General features: G+C 28.8%; 16 protein-coding genes. 9 read left to right on the top strand and 7 right to left on the bottom strand.

Going from position 1 to position 18700, the window contains the following annotated elements:
- Positions 1-9: 9 nt before the first annotated feature.
- A complete protein-coding gene (locus ACZ5SO_RS06335; RefSeq protein WP_464627530.1) occupies positions 10-714 on the bottom strand; it encodes a FadR/GntR family transcriptional regulator in 705 nt (234 codons plus the stop codon).
- Between the two features lie 612 nt (positions 715-1326).
- On the opposite strand from ACZ5SO_RS06335, the gene ACZ5SO_RS06330 reads away from it, so the two are divergent.
- The 9 genes from ACZ5SO_RS06330 (at position 1327) to ACZ5SO_RS06290 (ending at position 10294) form a co-directional block, all read left to right on the top strand.
- Complete coding sequence (locus tag ACZ5SO_RS06330) at positions 1327-2364, top strand: zinc-dependent alcohol dehydrogenase (protein WP_464627529.1); 1038 nt, start codon at positions 1327-1329, stop codon at positions 2362-2364.
- Complete coding sequence (locus tag ACZ5SO_RS06325) at positions 2365-3114, top strand: SDR family NAD(P)-dependent oxidoreductase (RefSeq protein WP_464627528.1); 750 nt, start codon at positions 2365-2367, stop codon at positions 3112-3114.
- A gap of 23 nt (positions 3115-3137) precedes the next feature.
- Positions 3138-3980: a transketolase gene (locus ACZ5SO_RS06320; RefSeq protein WP_464627527.1), complete on the top strand. Its 843-nt coding sequence runs from the start codon at positions 3138-3140 to the stop codon at positions 3978-3980.
- Positions 3981-3984: 4 nt separating this feature from the next.
- Positions 3985-4914, top strand: a complete 930-nt coding sequence (locus ACZ5SO_RS06315) for a transketolase family protein (RefSeq protein WP_464627526.1) — start codon at positions 3985-3987, stop codon at positions 4912-4914.
- 9 nt (positions 4915-4923) lie between these two features.
- Complete coding sequence (garR, locus tag ACZ5SO_RS06310) at positions 4924-5808, top strand: 2-hydroxy-3-oxopropionate reductase (protein ID WP_464627525.1); 885 nt, start codon at positions 4924-4926, stop codon at positions 5806-5808.
- A 136-nt stretch (positions 5809-5944) separates the two neighbouring features.
- Positions 5945-6946 carry a TRAP transporter substrate-binding protein gene (locus ACZ5SO_RS06305; RefSeq protein ID WP_464627524.1) on the top strand — a complete coding sequence of 334 codons (1002 nt, stop codon included), beginning with the start codon at positions 5945-5947 and terminating at the stop codon, positions 6944-6946.
- 210 nt (positions 6947-7156) lie between these two features.
- Positions 7157-7636, top strand: coding sequence for a TRAP transporter small permease (locus ACZ5SO_RS06300; protein WP_464627523.1), 480 nt, complete (start codon positions 7157-7159; stop codon positions 7634-7636).
- Positions 7637-7676: 40 nt separating this feature from the next.
- Positions 7677-8966, top strand: coding sequence for a TRAP transporter large permease (locus ACZ5SO_RS06295; protein WP_464627522.1), 1290 nt, complete (start codon positions 7677-7679; stop codon positions 8964-8966).
- Positions 8967-8977: 11 nt separating this feature from the next.
- Positions 8978-10294 carry a nickel pincer cofactor-dependent isomerase, group 22 gene (locus tag ACZ5SO_RS06290; protein ID WP_464627521.1) on the top strand — a complete coding sequence of 439 codons (1317 nt, stop codon included), beginning with the start codon at positions 8978-8980 and terminating at the stop codon, positions 10292-10294.
- Between the two features lie 930 nt (positions 10295-11224).
- On the opposite strand, the gene ACZ5SO_RS06285 is transcribed toward ACZ5SO_RS06290, so the two are convergent.
- The 6 genes from ACZ5SO_RS06285 to ACZ5SO_RS06260 form a co-directional block, all read right to left on the bottom strand.
- Positions 11225-12583 (bottom strand): radical SAM/SPASM domain-containing protein, encoded by a 1359-nt coding sequence (locus tag ACZ5SO_RS06285; RefSeq protein WP_464627520.1) that lies wholly within the window; start codon positions 12581-12583, stop codon positions 11225-11227.
- A 1218-nt stretch (positions 12584-13801) separates the two neighbouring features.
- Positions 13802-15556: a glycoside hydrolase family 2 protein gene (locus ACZ5SO_RS06280; protein WP_464627519.1), complete on the bottom strand. Its 1755-nt coding sequence runs from the start codon at positions 15554-15556 to the stop codon at positions 13802-13804.
- 26 nt (positions 15557-15582) lie between these two features.
- Positions 15583-16416, bottom strand: coding sequence for a carbohydrate ABC transporter permease (locus ACZ5SO_RS06275; RefSeq protein WP_464627518.1), 834 nt, complete (start codon positions 16414-16416; stop codon positions 15583-15585).
- A 2-nt stretch (positions 16417-16418) separates the two neighbouring features.
- Positions 16419-17297 (bottom strand): carbohydrate ABC transporter permease, encoded by an 879-nt coding sequence (locus ACZ5SO_RS06270; RefSeq protein ID WP_464627517.1) that lies wholly within the window; start codon positions 17295-17297, stop codon positions 16419-16421.
- Between the two features lie 70 nt (positions 17298-17367).
- Positions 17368-17754, bottom strand: coding sequence for a hypothetical protein (locus tag ACZ5SO_RS06265; protein ID WP_464627516.1), 387 nt, complete (start codon positions 17752-17754; stop codon positions 17368-17370).
- 87 nt (positions 17755-17841) lie between these two features.
- Positions 17842-18684: an extracellular solute-binding protein gene (locus ACZ5SO_RS06260; protein WP_464627515.1), complete on the bottom strand. Its 843-nt coding sequence runs from the start codon at positions 18682-18684 to the stop codon at positions 17842-17844.
- Between the last annotated feature and the right edge of the window lie 16 nt (positions 18685-18700).

The raw sequence follows: 18700 nt of genomic DNA, 5'->3' as shown, positions 1-18700 counted from the left end.
AAATAAATGTTATAAATCTTCTTTTTCGTGTTCAGAGTAAAAAATAGCAATAGCATCAATAGTATCTTGAATATGTTCTTCCATTATTTGCTCGGCACGAGTTTTATCGTGAGCTTTTAAAGCTTCTAATAGTTGTTTATGATACCTTATACCAGCTGCTGAGCCTCTAATTGAAACAATATGTTCCATTGTGTTACTTAGATAAGTTTGCATAGATTTATAAGTTTTAATTATAAAAGGGTTTTTTGTCGCAGTTCCTAGCAAAATATGAAATTGAAAATCAGTTTTAGAGAATTCATCAATATTTCCTGCATTGCTAATCATATTTTTATATACTTTTTCCAATTCTTTAATCTCTAAATCAGTAATACGTTCAGCAGCTATACCAGTAATACCTTTTTCAAAAACTTTTCTTAATTCAATAACCGCAAGAATGTCTTCATTGGTTGGACTATCTGATGTAAACGAGTTAAAATTTAAAGTAGTATTAGGATTTGAGGAAATAACTTTTGTCCCTTTTCCTTTGATTGATTTAACAAATCCTCTTGTTTCCAATATTTGTATAGCGGCTCTGATAGTAATTCTACTAACATTAAACCTTTCACATAATTTAATTTCGGAAGGGAGTAATACTCCTTCTTTCCATATTCCTGATAAAATTTCTCTTTCGATAATATGAGATATAACAATTTTTAAAGGTTCTTTTTTTTTCATATATCCTTCTTTTTTTTTGTTTTAATATAATATATTTAAGTTAGTATAACATTATCAATTATTATTATGATATCTATATTCTAAATATAGTAACTTGTAGTTATTTTAAAAGTACAGTATTAATTTTTATAAATATATTATATATATATGTAATACTATATTTTTCTAACAAAATCAATATAAATGTGAAATTTGTTTAATTATATCACAATATTTGATAAATATGTAATATTATTAAATCATATTATAATAACATATTATATATTTTTATAATATGTTTTAAGAAATATATTACAAGTTAAAAAAAATAATATTTTTTGTTGACATGTAAAATTACTGGTGTTATGATTCCCATTATAAAGACAAAATGAATACGGGAATAGCAAACAAAAAATGTATTTTTAAGTGTAAGTAACATATCTGATATATAAATCTTACAAAGGTTATTAAAAATATAATTTAAATTATTTAATTATTTAATTATTTAATTATTGATTAAACTGTCCCCCACAATATAGACACAAGAAAAAGCTTAATAATCTTAAAAATATCATAATTAATTAAGTTTTTTAAATTACCTCGTTATTGTCTTTTTAGTACTTAGGAGAAAATATGAAAGCATTATTTTATTTAGGTCCGAAAAAATTAGAAATGAAGGATATTCAAATTCCCTCACCAAATGATAATGAATATCAAATTAGAGTTGTGTCATGTGGAATTTGCGGATCTGATTTTGAAGGATATTTAGGAAAAACAGGTCGTAGAACTGCTCCAATGATTATGGGACATGAATTCAGTGGAATAATAGAGAAAATTCCTAATAATCACTCAAAGTTCAAAATTGGTCAAAAAGTAATAGTATTTCCTAAACCTTTTTGTGGAGAATGTGATTATTGTAAAAAAGGGTTAGTAAATATGTGCCCAAATGGAATTTGTATGGGTGTTTTGGATCAAAATGGGGCTATGTGTGAATATGTAAATGTTGAAGAAAAATATCTAATTCCATTTGATGATGATCTTGATTTTACTATTGCGGCTATGACTGAACCCCTTGCAGTTGCCTATAGGGCAGTTAATAAGATTAGTAATCAGGAACTAGTTGAAAGTGAATATATATTGGTTTTAGGTTCAGGTACTATTGGTTTATTAGCTGTAGCAATTTTGAAATACAGAGGTGCTAAAAATATTATTGTTAGTGATACCTTTGATTTTCGATTAGATTTAGCAAAAAAAATGGGTGCCAATTATGTTATAAATCCAAATCAAGAAGATCCTATAAAAAAAATATCTCAATTAACAAATTCAAAAATGTGTGATTTTGCAATTGAAGCTGTTGGAATTGAAGTAACAGCTAATACATCAATTAATGCTTTAAAAATTGGTGGTACAGCGATTTGGATTGGAAATGCTCAAAAAATGATTGAAATTAATATGCAAAAAATAGTAACGACCGAATTAAATATAAAAGGGAATTATGTTTATACCTTTGAAGATTTTAAAGATTGTGTTGCTCTATTAGAAAAAGGTGAAATTGATGTTAATCCAATCATTACAGACAAATTTAGTTTTGATAATTCAATAGAAGCTTTTAAAGCTTTAGAAAATAATTTAGATGGAACAAAAATAAAAATCATATTGGAGATGACTTAGATGAACGTACGTGACAAAGTTATTTTAATAACTGGAGGGGCTGGCGGGTTAGGATCTTATATGAGCATTAAACTCGTAAATGCAGGAGCAATTGTTTATGTTTTAGATTTAGATCAGCAGAAAGGTTTAGATTTATTAAACCAAAATAAAGAAAAAGAACAATTACATTTTATTCAGATGGATTTAACTAATGAAAAAGAATGGCAAAAAGTTATTGCTCATGTTTTAGAGAATGAAAACAAAATTGATGTCTTAGTAAATAACGCTGGAATAAATATTCGAAAAGATATTGAAAATATTAGTTTTGAAGAATGGAACTTGATGATGAAGGTTAATGTAGGGACTGTTTTTCTTGGAACTAAATCTGTTCTTCCTATAATGAAAAGCCAGAAGAATGGTGCCATTATAAATATGTCTTCCGTTTGTGGTCTAATAGGACATAAATTTACACCAGAAGCCTATACGACAACAAAGGGCGGAGTAACATTGCTTACGAAGTCTATTGCTTCAAGATATGCAAAGTTCGGAATTAGATGTAATTCAATACATCCCAGTACAGTTAATACACCTTTTATAGAAGAACTTTTTAAAGATCCTGAAAAAAAAGCACAAAGATACGGAGAAGTTCCACTAGGACGATTATGTTCAAAAGATGATGTTGCTAATGCAGTTTTGTATTTAGCAAGTGAAGAAGCAAATTTTATAAATGGGTTAGCTCTATGCGTTGATGGTGGAGTAACTTGTTATTAATAAAAAAATTGAGGAGGAAAATTATGAACTCAAAAAATAAGGATAAATATTTGAAAGAGATGGCTATACAGATTCGATCGAATATTATTGAAATGATACCACCTGGTAAAGTTGGGCATCTTGGAGGTAGTTCTTCTATTGCAGATGTATTGTCAGTTTTATATTTTGATAGGATGAAAAATTTGGACCCTAAAAACCCAAAAGATCCAAAAAGAGATCGCTTAATTTTTTCAAAGGGCCATGCAGTTTTAGCTCAATATGCTGCATTAGTGGAACTGGGATACTTTGGAAGAGAAGAACTACATAAAGTAAAAACTCTAAATGGGACCTTACAAGGCCATCCAGATATAGATAAAACTCCAGGTTTAGAAGCGGTAACAGGTTCTTTAGGCCAAGGTTTAAGCATTTCTAGTGGTATGGCTATGGGATTAAAACTAGATAAAAGTACATCAAAGGTATTTTGTGTATGCGGTGATGGAGAGTTGTCAGAAGGTCAAATTTGGGAAGCAGCAATGAGTAGTGTTAATTATAAATTAGATAACTTATGTTTAATTATTGATAAAAATTCTGTTCAAGCTTCTGGTACTACAAAAGAAGTTTTCCCAATTGAAAATATTGGAGATAGATTTAAAACATTTGGTTGGCATGTAATTGAAATAGATGGACATTCAATTGAAGAAATAAGAGAAGCTATTAATGAAGCTGATGAAACAAAAAATATTCCAACAGTGATTGTAGCAAATACTATAAAAGGTAAAGGCTTTCCTTTTGCCGAAGGTAAATGTCAATTCCATAATGCTGCTTTAACTGAAGAACAATATCAAGAATGTTTAAAGTGCATAGAAAAAATGAGAGAGGAGATTTAGTTAAATGAAAACATCGAGTCTTAGAAAAGCTTATGGTGAAGCTTTAGTTGAAATTGGGAGTGATGAAAGAGTAGTAGCTTTAGAAGCAGATCTTGGAAAATCAACAATGAGTGTATATTTTCAAGACAATTATCCAGAAAGATATTTTCAAATGGGCATAGCAGAGCAAAATATGATCTCTACTGCTGCAGGTTTATCATTAGCTGGAAAAATTCCTTTTGCAAGTTCATTTGCAGTATTTGCTTCAGGACGACCATATGACCAAATTCGGTCTTCAATAGCAATTCCAAATATAAAAGTTATGATTTGTGGATCATCTGCTGGTCTTTCTGATTTTGGTGATGGTAAGACTCACCAATCAATTGATGATATTGGTATTATGAGAGTTCTCCCTCACATGAGTGTATTATGTCCTGTAGATGCAATTGAAACAAAGCAAATGGTAAAAGCTATGTTAGATCATGATGGACCTGTATATTTAAGAGTTTGTAGAGCAGAATTACCTGAAATAACTGATCCTAACAAGCCCTATGTTATAGGTCAAATGACAAAAGTTAAAGAAGGTAAAGATGTAGTTATATTTGCTTGTGGAACTATGGTTTCCCAAAGCTTAAAAGCCGCTAAAATTTTAGAGACAAAAGGGATAAGTGCTAGAATTGTTAATTTATCAACAATTAAACCATTAAATATCGAACAGCTAAAAGAAAATATTAAAGGTGTTAAAGCAATAATCACTGCTGAAGAGCATAATATATTTTGTGGTATGGGTAGTGCTGTAGCAGAAGCTTTAAGTGATTGTTCACTTCCAATTGGTATGGTCGCAATTAATGATAGCTACGGGACTAGTGCAAAAAAATATGAAGAATTATTAGAAAAATATCATTTAACTGAAGATGATATAGTACAAAAAGTTTTAAATACTTTAGGAGAATAGGAGAATTTTATGAAAATTGGATTTGTTGGTTTAGGGATTATGGGAAAACCCATGGTAAAAAATTTATTAAAGGCAGGTAACGAAGTTATAGTTTTTGATATAATCGAAGAAAATATAAATATCGTAGAAAAAGCTGGAGCAATTAGAGGGAAAAGTCCTGCAGCAATTGCTGCTGAAGTTCCATTGCTAATCACAATGCTTCCAAACTCTCCTCACGTTAAAACAGTTGTTATGGGTAAAGATGGAGTATTAGAAGGTGCTAAACCTGGTTTAAAATATATTGATATGTCTTCTATTGCACCTTTAGCTAGCCAAGAAATAGAAAAAGCATGTGCAGCTAAAGGCGTAAGAATGTTAGATGCACCAGTATCAGGAGGTGAGCCAAAAGCAATTGATGGTACTTTATCAATTATGTGTGGCGGTGAAAAAGACCTATTTAATGAAGTTAAACCAATACTTGATATAATGGGAGGTTCTGCGGTTCTTTGTGGAAGAATAGGTGCAGGAAATACCACAAAACTAGCTAATCAAATTATTGTTGCAGGAAATATTGCCATTTTAGCAGAAGCAATGACTTTAGCAAAAAAATCAGGTGTAGATCCTCAAACAGTTTTTGAAGCAATTAAAGGTGGACTAGCAGGATCTACAGTAATGAATGCAAAAGCCCCAATGATGATTGATTCAAATTTTAAACCTGGATTTAAAATAGACTTGCACATTAAAGATTTAGCTAATGCTATATCAACTGCCCATGATATTGGTAGTCCAGTTCCTTTATCAGTTCAAATCCAAGAAATGTTTAAAAACTTACATTTTGATGGAAAAGGACAACATGATCACAGTGGATTAGCAGAATACTATGAAAAAATTTCAGGTATCATAATTGGTAAATAAATTATAGTTAGAGTTAATTATTTAATTCTAATACATAAAAATATAACATTAAACTGAATTACTAAATATTGTAGAAATTTAATTGCTACATAATTAGCCGATTAGTTTGATATATAAAAACAAAAGGAGGATTAGGGTGAAAAAACTAATCATATTTATTTTGATTGCCTCTTTGGTAATCGTTAATGTCTTTTCAAATGGAAATTCCGAAACATCAGATAAGAAAGTCTATGAAATTAATGTTGGAATCCATACTAGTACAGGATCTAATGAAGTTATGGCTTTAGAAAGATTTAAGGCAAATCTTGAAGAGAAATCAGATGGACAGTTTGTTGTGAATTTATTTCCGAATGCGGCTCTAGGTTCTGAGTTGGAAAATTTAGAACAAGTAAAAACAGGTGAAATCCAAATGGGGCTTTTTGGAGATAATCTTACAGGTCAATTAGCCTCCAAGTATGATTGTACGATTATTCCATTTTTATACACTAGCCTTGAGGATACTTATGAAGTGTTAGAAAGTGAAATCGGTGATAAAATAAAAAATGCTGTTCTCGAGAATGGTAATCAAATTATAGTTGCTTATGAAAGTCGTGGAGCAAGGAATCTTACAACTAGTAGAAATGTAACAACACCTTCAGATATTTCAGGTTTAAAGCTAAGAATACCAGAAATCTCTTCATGGGTAACTGTTTGGAAATCTTTAGGAGCTAATCCTACACCGATTAATCTCGCTGAGGTCTATAGTGCTTTACAAACCGGAGTTGTTGATGGACAAGAAAATCCATTCGACTTAATTAACACAAATAAATTTTATGAAGTCAATAATAATATAATTTTAACTCAACATCTTTGGGGTGTTTTTAAATGGACTGTAAATGCTGATTTCTTTAATAATCTTCCTGAAGATTTACAAACTTTGTTAGTAGATACAGCACGTGAAGCAACAGCTTGGGGTGATATGCAAATACAACAACATGAAGATGATATTAGAGCTGATTTAGAGGCAAAAGGGATAAATTTTGTTGATGTAGATAAGGAAGCGTTCCAAGAGGCAGCTATGCCAGGAATTATTGAAGTTGTTAAAACAATGGATCCTGATGTCAGAGATAAAGTTCTTACTATGCTTAATTCTAAGTAAAACTTGTTAGTTAGTTAGGTATATTCAGTTTGTTATTTATCTTATCTAATTTAGCAAGCTGGATATGTCTATTTTAAAAATACTGTAACATTGACATATGCATTTTTTTTGCTCTTTTTACTTATATGTGTTATTGAGTCGATTTACAAATTAAATTTAGTGCATTTATAGTTCTTTTACAGTGCTTATATGAATATGAGGAGGAACAGTATGAAAACTTCGAAAGTGGTCAAATTCTTTAATATGTTATGTATAATTCTTTTAGTTGTAATTACCTTTTTAGCTTTAGCTCAAGTTTTATTTAGATATGTCTTACAAATAAGTGTGCCTTGGACAGAAGAATTTTCAAGATTACTTTATGGAGTCTTGATTTTTAATGGAGTTGTATTGCTTGAAGCAGAAAAGTCGCAGATGAAAACGACCTTTTTAATAGATTTAATGCCTAAAAAAGTTAGTTATATTATTCAAATAGTATTAAATATTTTAAGTATAGGTTTTCTATTATTAATGATTATTGGATCGTTAAGGATGGTGAATAGTTCCTGGGATATAACTTTAGGTTCATTACCATTTATTTCACAGGCTGTAATTTATATACCTGTTATATTATGTATGCCGTTCGCGATTTATTATCTAGTTAAACAATGCATAAATTATAAAAATGTTATTGTACCTCAAGATATTGAATAGGAATCAAGTAAGAGGATTATAAACAAAAGGAGATTTTTTTGTGGAAATTTTAATTGTATTTGTCGGGGTTTTAATTATATTATTTTTATTAGGAGCCTCTATTCCTTGGGCAATAGGGATTACTTCTGTATCAGTTCTTATGTTAAGTGGTTCTATGAACCTAATAACAATAGGTACTATCGCTCAAAAGGTAGTGGCTGGAACTAATAATTTTACTTTGTTAGCTATTCCTTTTTTTCTATTGGCTGCAAAAATGATGAATGTTGGAAGTATTACAAAAAAAATTTTTAACTTTGCAAATTCATTAGTTGGTTGGATACCTGGAGGACTAGCTCATGCAAATATTGTAGCGAGTATTCTTTTTGCAGGAATGAGTGGGGCTGCAGTTGCTGATGCTTCAGGTTTAGGAACTATTGAAGTTGAAGCAATGAAAAATGAAGGGTTTGATGCTGATTTTTCTGCAGCTGTTACTGCTGCTTCATCAACTATAGGACCAATTATTCCACCTAGTATTCCTTTAGTAATGTTTGGTGTTGCCGGAGGAGTTTCAATTTCTAAATTACTTATAGCTGGTTTAATACCAGGAATAATGATGGGAATATTGATGATGATTGTTTCATATATCATTTCCAAGAAACGTAATTATCCTAAAAGAAAATATCCAAGTTTAAAGGAATTTATTAAATTATTCCTTGATGCTTTTTTCCCAATGATGACACCAATAATCCTAATTGGAGGCATTATTTTAGGAATATTTACACCAACTGAAGCTGCTGCAGTCGCTGCTGCTTATGCTTTCATTTTAACGGTATTTGTTTATAAAGAAATTACAGCTAAACAATTGTTTCAAGTTTTAAAAGAAGTAGTTAGAGAAACAGTTGCAATTATGATAATAGTTGCAGTTTCAAATTTATTTGGGTATCTTTTAGTAAAAACTCAAATTCCAAATAAGATTATAAACAGTTTATTATCGTTAACAAGTAATAAGGTTGTATTATTATTAATTATCAATGCATTCCTTTTAATAATTGGCTGTTTTATGGAAACAAATGCTGCAATATTAATTATTGCTCCAATTTTATTACCAATTACAACAATTTTAGGTGTCAATCCTGTACAAGTTGGGGTAATTATGATTTTAAATTTAATGATTGGACTTTTGACACCACCTATCGGTATGGTTCTTTTTGCCACATCTCGCGTCGCCAAAGTTAGCATTGAGAAAATAATAATTGAATTAAAACCTTATTATATAGTTTTGCTATTAGCTTTGTTAATGGTAACATTTATTCCCGCAGTTTCAATTTGGTTACCAAACATTCTAATATAAGTGGAGGAAATATGAAACTAAGAAATAGTAATTGGGATAAAGATGGAGTTATTGAAGAAATATTGAAAGGGCAAACTATCCCTAAAATGGGTAAAATAAAACAAAAATTAGATAGCACAAGTATTCAAGATATACCGAAAAAAATTAAAGAAGAATTCTCAAAACCTGAAATTTCAAAAACAATAATTAAAGATGCTTCTGTAGCGATTACAGCTGGTAGCAGAGGAGTTGCAAACATTTCTCTCATACTTTCTGAAGTTGTTAAACAAGTAAAAAAATATGGAGGTATACCTTTTATTATCCCAGCCATGGGAAGCCATGGAGGAGCAACTGCATTAGGACAATTAGAGGTTTTAAAAGGTTTAGGAATTACAGAAGAAATCATTGGTGCTCCAATAAAATCTAGTATGGATGTTGTGCCTATTGGAAAGCAAGAAGATGGTAAAATTGTTTATATCGATTCATATGCAAACAAAGCTGATGGAATTATTGTTGTTGGAAGAATTAAACCACATACTTGCTTTAGAGGTGAATTTGAAAGTGGCTTATTTAAGATGATGGTTATTGGTCTTGGAAAACAAAAAGGTGCTGAATCTTGCCATTCTGAAGGATTTGGTCAAATGGCTCATAATATAAGAACTTTTGGTAACGTTATTTTAGATAAAGCCCCAATTTTATTTGGATTAGGAATAGTTGAAAATGCATTTGATGATACTGCTATTATTGAAGCAATTACCAAGAAAGATATTCCAATTAGAGAACCTCAATTATTAAAAAAAAGTCGCACTTTAATGCCTTCAATTCCTTTTTCTAATATAGATGTATTAATTGTTGATTCTATAGGTAAAAATTTTAGTGGTGATGGAATGGATCCCAATATTACTGGTTCTTTTTGTACTCCTTTTGCAAGTGGAGGCCCTAATGTTAAACGTTATGTCGTATTAGATATTAGTAAAGAAAGCCATGGAAATTCAATTGGAGCAGGCATGGCGGATATAGGAACAAAAAGATTGTTCGATAAAGTAGATTTTGACGCTTCATATCCTAATGCTCTAACTTGTACTGTTTTAAAAGGGGTAAGAATTCCCATGATTATGAAGAATGATAAATTGGCGATTAAAGCTGCATTATTTACCTGTGTTACACATCATAATCTAGAACCAAGGGTTGTGAGAATTACTAATACCTCTGATATAGAAGTTATTTATGTTTCAGAAGGTTTTAAAGAAGAAATCATTTCTAATCCAACTCTAGAGCTATTAGAAGAATTTAAAAGTATAGAATTTGATAATAATGGAAATATTGTTGATTTTGAAAAGGAATATTAATAATTATTTTAAAATATTGAATTAGTATTTTGAAGAAAACCCTTTAGTACTATAGACTATCATGTAACTAAGGGGTTTGTTTTGCATTGATTTATTTAAAATCATATTTAAATTGCTCAATGTAAATTAATTTCAACTTGTTTAGCATTTGTAATTAAATTGGTAAAAAGTTTGTAGATTGTTGAACGTAATGCTACTAAAAATCTCTTCGCTAAAGGAAATGCGAAATAAACATGAGAAATTTTATATTTTGTACTTATTTAGATTAACTTTTGTTTTATTTGATTTTAAAATAGAAATATATTAATAGATGTATTAGTAATTTTGATATAACTTAACGAGTTTGATAAATGCTATTTTTTTAGGAAGAGAAAAGGCAACCTTCTATAAATTTTTATAATTTAAACTTATTAGACTGTCTTATTTTTTTACCTAGGTTTGAAGTAGACCCCACTTCAAAGACAAAAGAAAAACCGCAATCCTTTTTCTTCATATTCTAAAAGTTAGAGTGTTTTTTCTAGTCAACTTTCACTTTTACCTTTTCTTTTCTTGGAATAATATAATTTCCCTTTCTGATATATTTGTTATATTCATTATGTGTCATCTTGCATAATTTCCATTTATATCTTTCAGTATTGTAATAATCCATATAATTATCTATGTTTTTTTAAGGTCTGTAAATGATTTACAATTTGTTATATTAATATCATCTTTTATGTGCGTAAAGAAACTTATTTGTGGTACATTATTCTAGCAATTTGATCTTCAAAGCATAGAGCGTTGAATGCTTAAATCAAGATGGAGAGAAAAATATAATTAATTCATCCCTGATTTATTATATCATAGCAAATTCACCAATTAAGGAAAGGTAAATTACTATATAGGCGTTTATTTGAATGTTATAAAGTTATATGACTATTGTTAAATACTTCATTTGTGATAATTTCTACAATATTCATTTTTGATAATTTTTGACATTTTGCAGAAATAATCATTTATATAAAATATATCTCCGTTAGATTCATTATAATTTAATGCTGGGCATATTTTGCAGAATTGTAGATATTCACAGTTTTTACACTTAATAAAATTATTAATTGTAATATTTCTAAAATTTAAAAGTTTACTAGAGTTGTTCCATATATGGTTTATAGATGAGTCATTTATATTTCCAACAGCATAATCAAAATTAGCACAAGGTGAAACTGTTCCATCAGGAGATATACAAATCATCTCGATTGAAGCACCACAAATATTGTTCAATCGGTTTTCGATGGGATTAACATCTATAATATTATCTTTTTCAACTAAATATTTAAAATCATCTATTTTAATTCTATGTTTTAAATTGTCTTTTGAAAAATCTTTTCTAGCTGCAATCTTATAGTCATGATCTACAAATATATTATATTTATTTTTGAAATAATTAGATACTTTAGTAACACTATCTTTGTTTTCCTTTAATATAGGAGAGGCAATTTGAACTTCTATCCCATTTGACTTTAATAAGTCTATTGCATCTAATGTTTTTTTTAAACTTCCCTTACTCTCAGTGATTTGATCATGAATTGTTTCATCTATGCTATATACTGAAATTTGAATGTGATCTATTTTAATTTTTTTTAACTCATTGATTATGGATTGATCGATTAAAGTTCCATTAGTCATTATAGTTATACAAAAATCTAGTGAATTTGCATATTGCAATATTTCAATGAAATTAGGATGCAAAAAAGCTTCACCTCCTGAAATATATAAATAAAGACAACCCATTTGAGATAAATCATTTAATAAATTAAAAATACTTTCTTTGGATAAATAAATGTTATTGTGGCTTGGCCAAAAGCAATGAATACAATTTAAATTACAAGCTTTAGTTATTTCTAAATGTGAATAAAATGGGGTAGGGGTAGTTTGAAAATAATTTTTCATATAGCTTGATGCACTTTGATTAGTAAATTCTTCAATTTGAGAAAATTTATCAGCTTTTTTTACTCTTTTATCAAGCGATTCTTCTAGATATATAAAACCATAGTTTACCAATTTATTAATTAGATCTAGAAAATCTTTATTTATTATTTTTATAGGAGTATCTTCAAAAGCCTCTGCAATTGTTTTAACAACTTGATTTAAAGATTTTTTGGTTCTATAAATATGAGAAACAAAATAGGAACCAGTTTGATCGATAATTAGTTCTTTTTTTGTTATTTTATTATATAAATATCCAAATTCGCTAAAATTTCTAAAATATGTATCTTCGTTAATACTAATAATCAAGTTGTTAATCATAAGGGTCTCCTAAAGCTATAAAATTATGACCATCTATTAAAAGGGATGAATTTGTCATGGTAAAATTACATAATCGCTATGAATTTTGTATTTATTTTTTGAATGCTGTTGCTAATATTATGCTTAAATCTATCATGCAACTGTTAAAGCTTGTAATAAAAAATATCGATAACTCAATTTTATTTAGATACCTTAGGAGTGTTATTTATGAATATATATTATACAAAAAAAATCTAAATTCATTTTTATTGTTTTGGGTAAATTTGCCTATTCTATATCTAAAGTAATTGAAATCAAATTAAATAACAATTTGGTATTCCTTAGTTATTAACCTATTTCTCTTGAAAGTTGATTGTATTAAATCTTATTTAAAATGTTTTTTTGTAAATACATATAAGATAAATTAAAAAAAATTTATTAAACTAGAGTTAGATTAATCTAAGTAAATCATTTGAAAATTAGGTTATTAAATAAAAATAATTAATTGTATTTTATTATAAAATTAAGTCCTTAATAAAGGAGGGATTAAAAATCCCCCTCACAAAATTTCTAAAATTAACAGGCTGGTGGATGTTTTCTTGCACCGCATCTAGTTGTGCCTGCTGAAAAATTTGATGTACTGTTAGCAATAATTTCGGGTTTGGAATATTTCATACATGCCTCCTTTTTTTATTATTAATTATTGATATTTCATAGTCAAGTTTAAAATAAGATATATTGTTAAAAAAATATTAATTCAGACTTGAAATATCTATTGAACTCTAAACTTCGTTTTTCAAAGCTAAATTAGTTGCATTAAATACTACAGATCTTTAAAAGGGTACAGTTAATATTTCAATTGAGTATTTTATTCATTTGATAAATATACTTAAGGAAGTTCAACAATATATAATAGATATTATATAATCTAGGAAAAGTTTAAGTTTTAAAAGTTTGAAATTTAGGGCTATAAAATATTTACTATTTTTCAGTATCTATCTTTCAATAGTTTTACTAACAATAATTTCATATAATAATAATTTTAATTCAAAGTACATACATGGGCTTTTGTCTTAATATTATTTATTAAATGTTTTAATTAGTGTAAGAAAATATTAAAGATGAATAATTCCAATTTTAATGGTTTAGTATCTTCTCTTAATATATATGTCTGTTAAAATAAAGGGGGCTAAATGAATATTTTTTCATTAGTCCCCATAATTTATTAAAATTGAAGTGCTATTTAAGATTTATTTCTCTAATCTTATTTGGATTTATTTTGAATTCTCTTAACTCAGTTAATAATCCATTAACTTCTTGTTGAACATCAGATAATTGCGTATAACAATATCCGCTAACATAAGGTAGATCCTTAATAGCTAATACAAAATCACTAAATCTTTTCAAAAATTCATTTTCAGTTTTAACTTGATCTCCATAGCCCCAATGACCTTCTTCTTTATCATCAAATGCAATACCACCAAACTCACTAATTATTATAGGTTGATTATTATATTTATATCCTTCAGCAAATGGTAATTTATGTTTATTGTGGCTTAATTGATTATTTTTAATTAGGCTAAATAAATCTATATATCTTTCATTAAATTTGTCTAAATTAGATTCGTAATCATGCAAAGTAATAATATCAGAAACAGTATGCTCCCAGCCATCATTAACAATAACAGGTCTAGTATCATCAAGAGATTTAGTAAGGTTATATATTGCTTCACTAAATTTTTGCTGTTTATAATCAACTAAAATATCACTAACACCCCAACTTTCATTAATAGGTGTCCAAGTTATGATACTAGGATGATTATAAAGTTGTTCAACAATAGAAGTCCATTCAGATACGAAATTAGAAATCATAGAATCATTAAATTCAAAAGCCGAAGGAGCCTCAGCCCAAACAAGCATTCCAACTTTATCGCAGATTGAATAGAATCTTTCATCTTCAATTTTTTGATGTTTTCTAACCCCATTATAGCCTAGCTGTTTAGCTTTTAAAATATCTTCTTCTAAAGCTTCATAACTAGGACAGGTTAGATTTGAATCTTTCCAGTAACCTTGATCAAGCAATAATCTTTGATATAGTTTTCTTCCATTGAATATAATTTCTGGTCCATGTATTTCAATATTTCTCATACCAAAATAAGAGTTAACTGAATCTAAAATAACTGCATCTTTTTTCAAAATTAATTCAATATCATATAAATCAGGATTATCAACTGACCAATAAGCGATTCCCCATTCAGATACAATTTTGCTTTCAATGTTTAAAGAAACACTAATATCTTTTTTAAAACAATTTAATGAAAGAGATGTGACTTTCACATTATTAAAAGATATATTAATCATAATCTGATCATCAGAATTTGTATTAATAGTTTTTATATCTAATTTGACTTCTTTTTTTCTAATATTTGGAGTTATTTTAACAGCGTCAATATATTTCTTTGATTTTGTCCATTCTAACCAAACTGTTTTCCAAATACCTGTAGTTTGTAAATACCAACAGCCAAAATTTCTTTCAACCCATCTTTGTTTACCAACTAATTGGTGAGGAGAATTATCATCTTCAACTCTAACAGTGATTGAGTTTTTGCCAACTATAGCAAAATTACTAATATCTACAGAGAAGCGAGTATTACCGCCTTTATGTTCTTTCACAAACACCCCGTTGATATAAACTTTTGTATAAAAGTCTGAGCCTTCAAAGTTTAGAAATAGATTTCCTGATAACTGAACTTCTGAAAGTTCAACATTTCTCTCATACCAAACGACTTTAACGAATTTTTCTTCACCTATATTACTTAATTTAGTTTCATAGCTAAATGGTACGTTAATAGTTGAAGGACTTGGAAATTTTTTTTGCCAATTTTCCTTCTCTCCAATATTATTTTCATCGAATTTGAAATTCCAACTACCATTTAAAATTTGCCAGTTTTTTCTATATAACTGTGGTCGTGGATACAACTTGTCAATATTCATGTAATTCTCCTGTTTGAATTAGTTTTTTATCCTTTGATTCCTGTTAAAGCGACGCCTTCAACAATCTTTTTTTCAAATATTATGTAAATAATGATAGCGGGTATTGATGCTATCATATTAGCAGTCATAGGTTTTACGTAGTCAATTGTATATGTGCCTGAGAAGGTAGGAATTCCAACCGGTAAGGTAAACATATTATCATTAATTGAACACAACAATGGCCATAAATAATTATTCCAACTTCCCATAAACGAGAATATAGAAATTGTGACTAAGACAGATTTAGAAAGTGGAATAATTATTTGAGAAAAAATAATAAATTCTTTTGCACCATCAATTTTTGCTGATTCAATCATATCTTTAGGAACCATAGCAAAAAATGAAACTACAATAAGTAAATTCATAGAGGTTGCAACAATTGGTGAAAATAAACCTATATAAGTATCAAGTAATCCTAATTTATTAACTATTGTAAATAATGGGATTATTGTTGCTTCACCTGGAACAATCAAACCTAAAAGTAGATATAAATAAATTATTTTACTACCTTTAAACTTCATTTTAGCTAGTGGATATGCTGCTAAAGAAGTCAATACGATATTTAATATTACCGTTATAACTGCCAAGATAATACTGTTAAATAACCATCTAGTAACAGCTGAATTAACTATAACATCTATATAATTAGAGAAGGTATAGGGTGGTTTAAACCAATCTATAGCCGATTTTATTTGAGTCCCTTCTACTTTGATCGAGCAAAAGAGCGACCAAATGATTGGTATTAGATAAATAAAAGCAAAAAATATAGATATAATTCCAATTATGTAATATCCGAAGGTCTTTTTTTTGATTGTACTCATATTTAAACCTCCGATTGATTTTGAAATTTAACTTTTAAAACTGTAAAAATTAGCAGGATTAAAAATAAGATATAACTCATAGCTGATCCATATCCAAATTTATTTTTTTCAAAAGCAGTTTCATATATATATTGGATAATTGGTCTAGTTGAATTAGCAGGTCCTCCACCAGTAATAAGGTAGATTTGTCCAAATACTTTAAAACATGCTATAACTTGTAGGAAAAAAACTAGTAAAAAAGTTGGTTTTAATATCGGTATGGTAATATTAAAAACTTTTCTAGTGCTAGTAGCTCCGTCAATATCACTAGCTTCATATAGTTGGACTGGAATATCTTGTAAAGCAGCGTAAAATAAAAGAAAGCTAAGCCCTGTTGTCCACCAAACAGTAGCTACTACAATTGTTATCCAAACTAAATTTAAATTTAAAAGCCATTGGGGTTCTACACCTTTTGGAATGATTTTTAAAAATTGAAGAGTTTGATTCAAAAATCCAGTATAAGGAGAAGCCATATATACTGTTAGAAGCGAAATAACAGAGACTGATAAAACACTTGGAAGGTAATATGAAATTCTAAGTATTCTATTATAACCAACTTTTCTATTAGCCCAATATGCTAAAGTAAAAGTTACAATTAACATAGAGGGGACAGTGTAAAGTACAAATATGAGTGTGTTTTTTAAAGCTCCGATGAAATATTTATCATGAAATGCCTTAATAAAATTATCAAGTCCTAAAAAACTTTGACTACCCATTATTCCCCATTTGTGAAAGCTTATATAAATTCCCTGAAAAATGGGAGCAACAGTAAATATTGTATAAAATATGACAAAGGGTAATAAAAAAATGGATACTGTAAGATATAAATTTTTATTTCTCATAAGCAAAATACTCCTAAAAATATATCATCCCCATTCTTGGTATAGCGGCGAATAGGGATGATAGCCTAAGTTACATTATCTCTTCTTGTAATTCTTCAATCATTTCTGATATAGCAACTTCAGCAGTAGTTGCATCTGAAAGATGTTTATTCAAGTTAGAATTCATAACTGAATATAAGGCATTAAAGTATTCGCTTTGTGGAGGAAGTACAGCAGTTGAAGCAGCTTTTTTATAATCACTACGATATGGAAGATCTAAATAATCTTGAGCTTCTTGAACCTCTAAATTAGATGGAATTTGACCTGACATTGCCCAAGTTGTAGCTCCTTCTGTTGAAACATAATGAATAAAGTCAACAGCAGCTTGAGTTTCTTCTTCTGTTCTATCTTTATTTACAGGTATAATTAATACGTGAGCATCAGCCCAGCAAGAATCATTATCAAATAATTTAGGCATAGCTTGAGCACCAAAATTTAAACCATCTGTAGCTGCAAAAACACCAGTTGCCCAAGTTCCACCGAATAATAAGCCAGCATCTCCTGATTAGAACATAGCTTGATGGTCTACAATACCTTCTAAAATATAGCCTTTGTTATAAAGACTCTTCAAATATGTTAATGCTTTTACAGCTATATCTTTATCTAAAGTAACTTTAGTTCCATCAGCATTTAATAAAGGAGTACCATTCATTTGGAAGTAAAGAGCCCACCAAATTCTGTAAGGGTCATCATTTTGTTGAGGTAAAGCTAAAGCAGATTGTCCATCCCCAGCAACTTTTTTCAATTTCATTAAAATGTTTTCAAAATCTGAAGAAGAATTTATATCAAGTTTACCATCTTTAAGAGAAATTCCTGCTTTCTCTAGCCAATCTTTATTATAATATAATATTTCTGCATGAGTATCTAAAGGCATAGCATAATGCATATTATCAAAAGTAACGGAAGCGTTCATTCCATCAGTATATTTGCTCCAATCAATATTTGCTTTTTCACTATATTTATCTATAGGCTCAATTATTCCTTGAGAATATAATAAAGGAAGTCTTGATACATGAGAGATACCAATATCTGGACCTTTTTTAGCTGCTACACCTGTCATTAATTTTGTATAATAGTCAGCCCAAACTAGCATAATTGATTGAACTTGCTTGCTAGGATTTGTAGCATTGTAGCTATCAATTATTTGATCAAAATATTCTCCATCACCTCCTGAAAATAAAGACCATAAAACTAGTTTGTCTTTATCAACTTTTACATCTTCTGGATTATTTATAGTTCCATCTTCGTTGATATCTAGTTCTACAGTAGAAGTTTCTTGTTGTTTCTCAGAATCTCCTCCAGCAAAAAGCATAGTAGTGCTAATTGCAAAAACTAATAATAATAACAATTTTTCATAATTTTCT

Source organism: Pleomorphochaeta naphthae (genome assembly GCF_055396005.1).
Note: the sequence above shows the minus strand (reverse complement) of the source record. Positions and strands in the feature narration are given on the sequence as shown.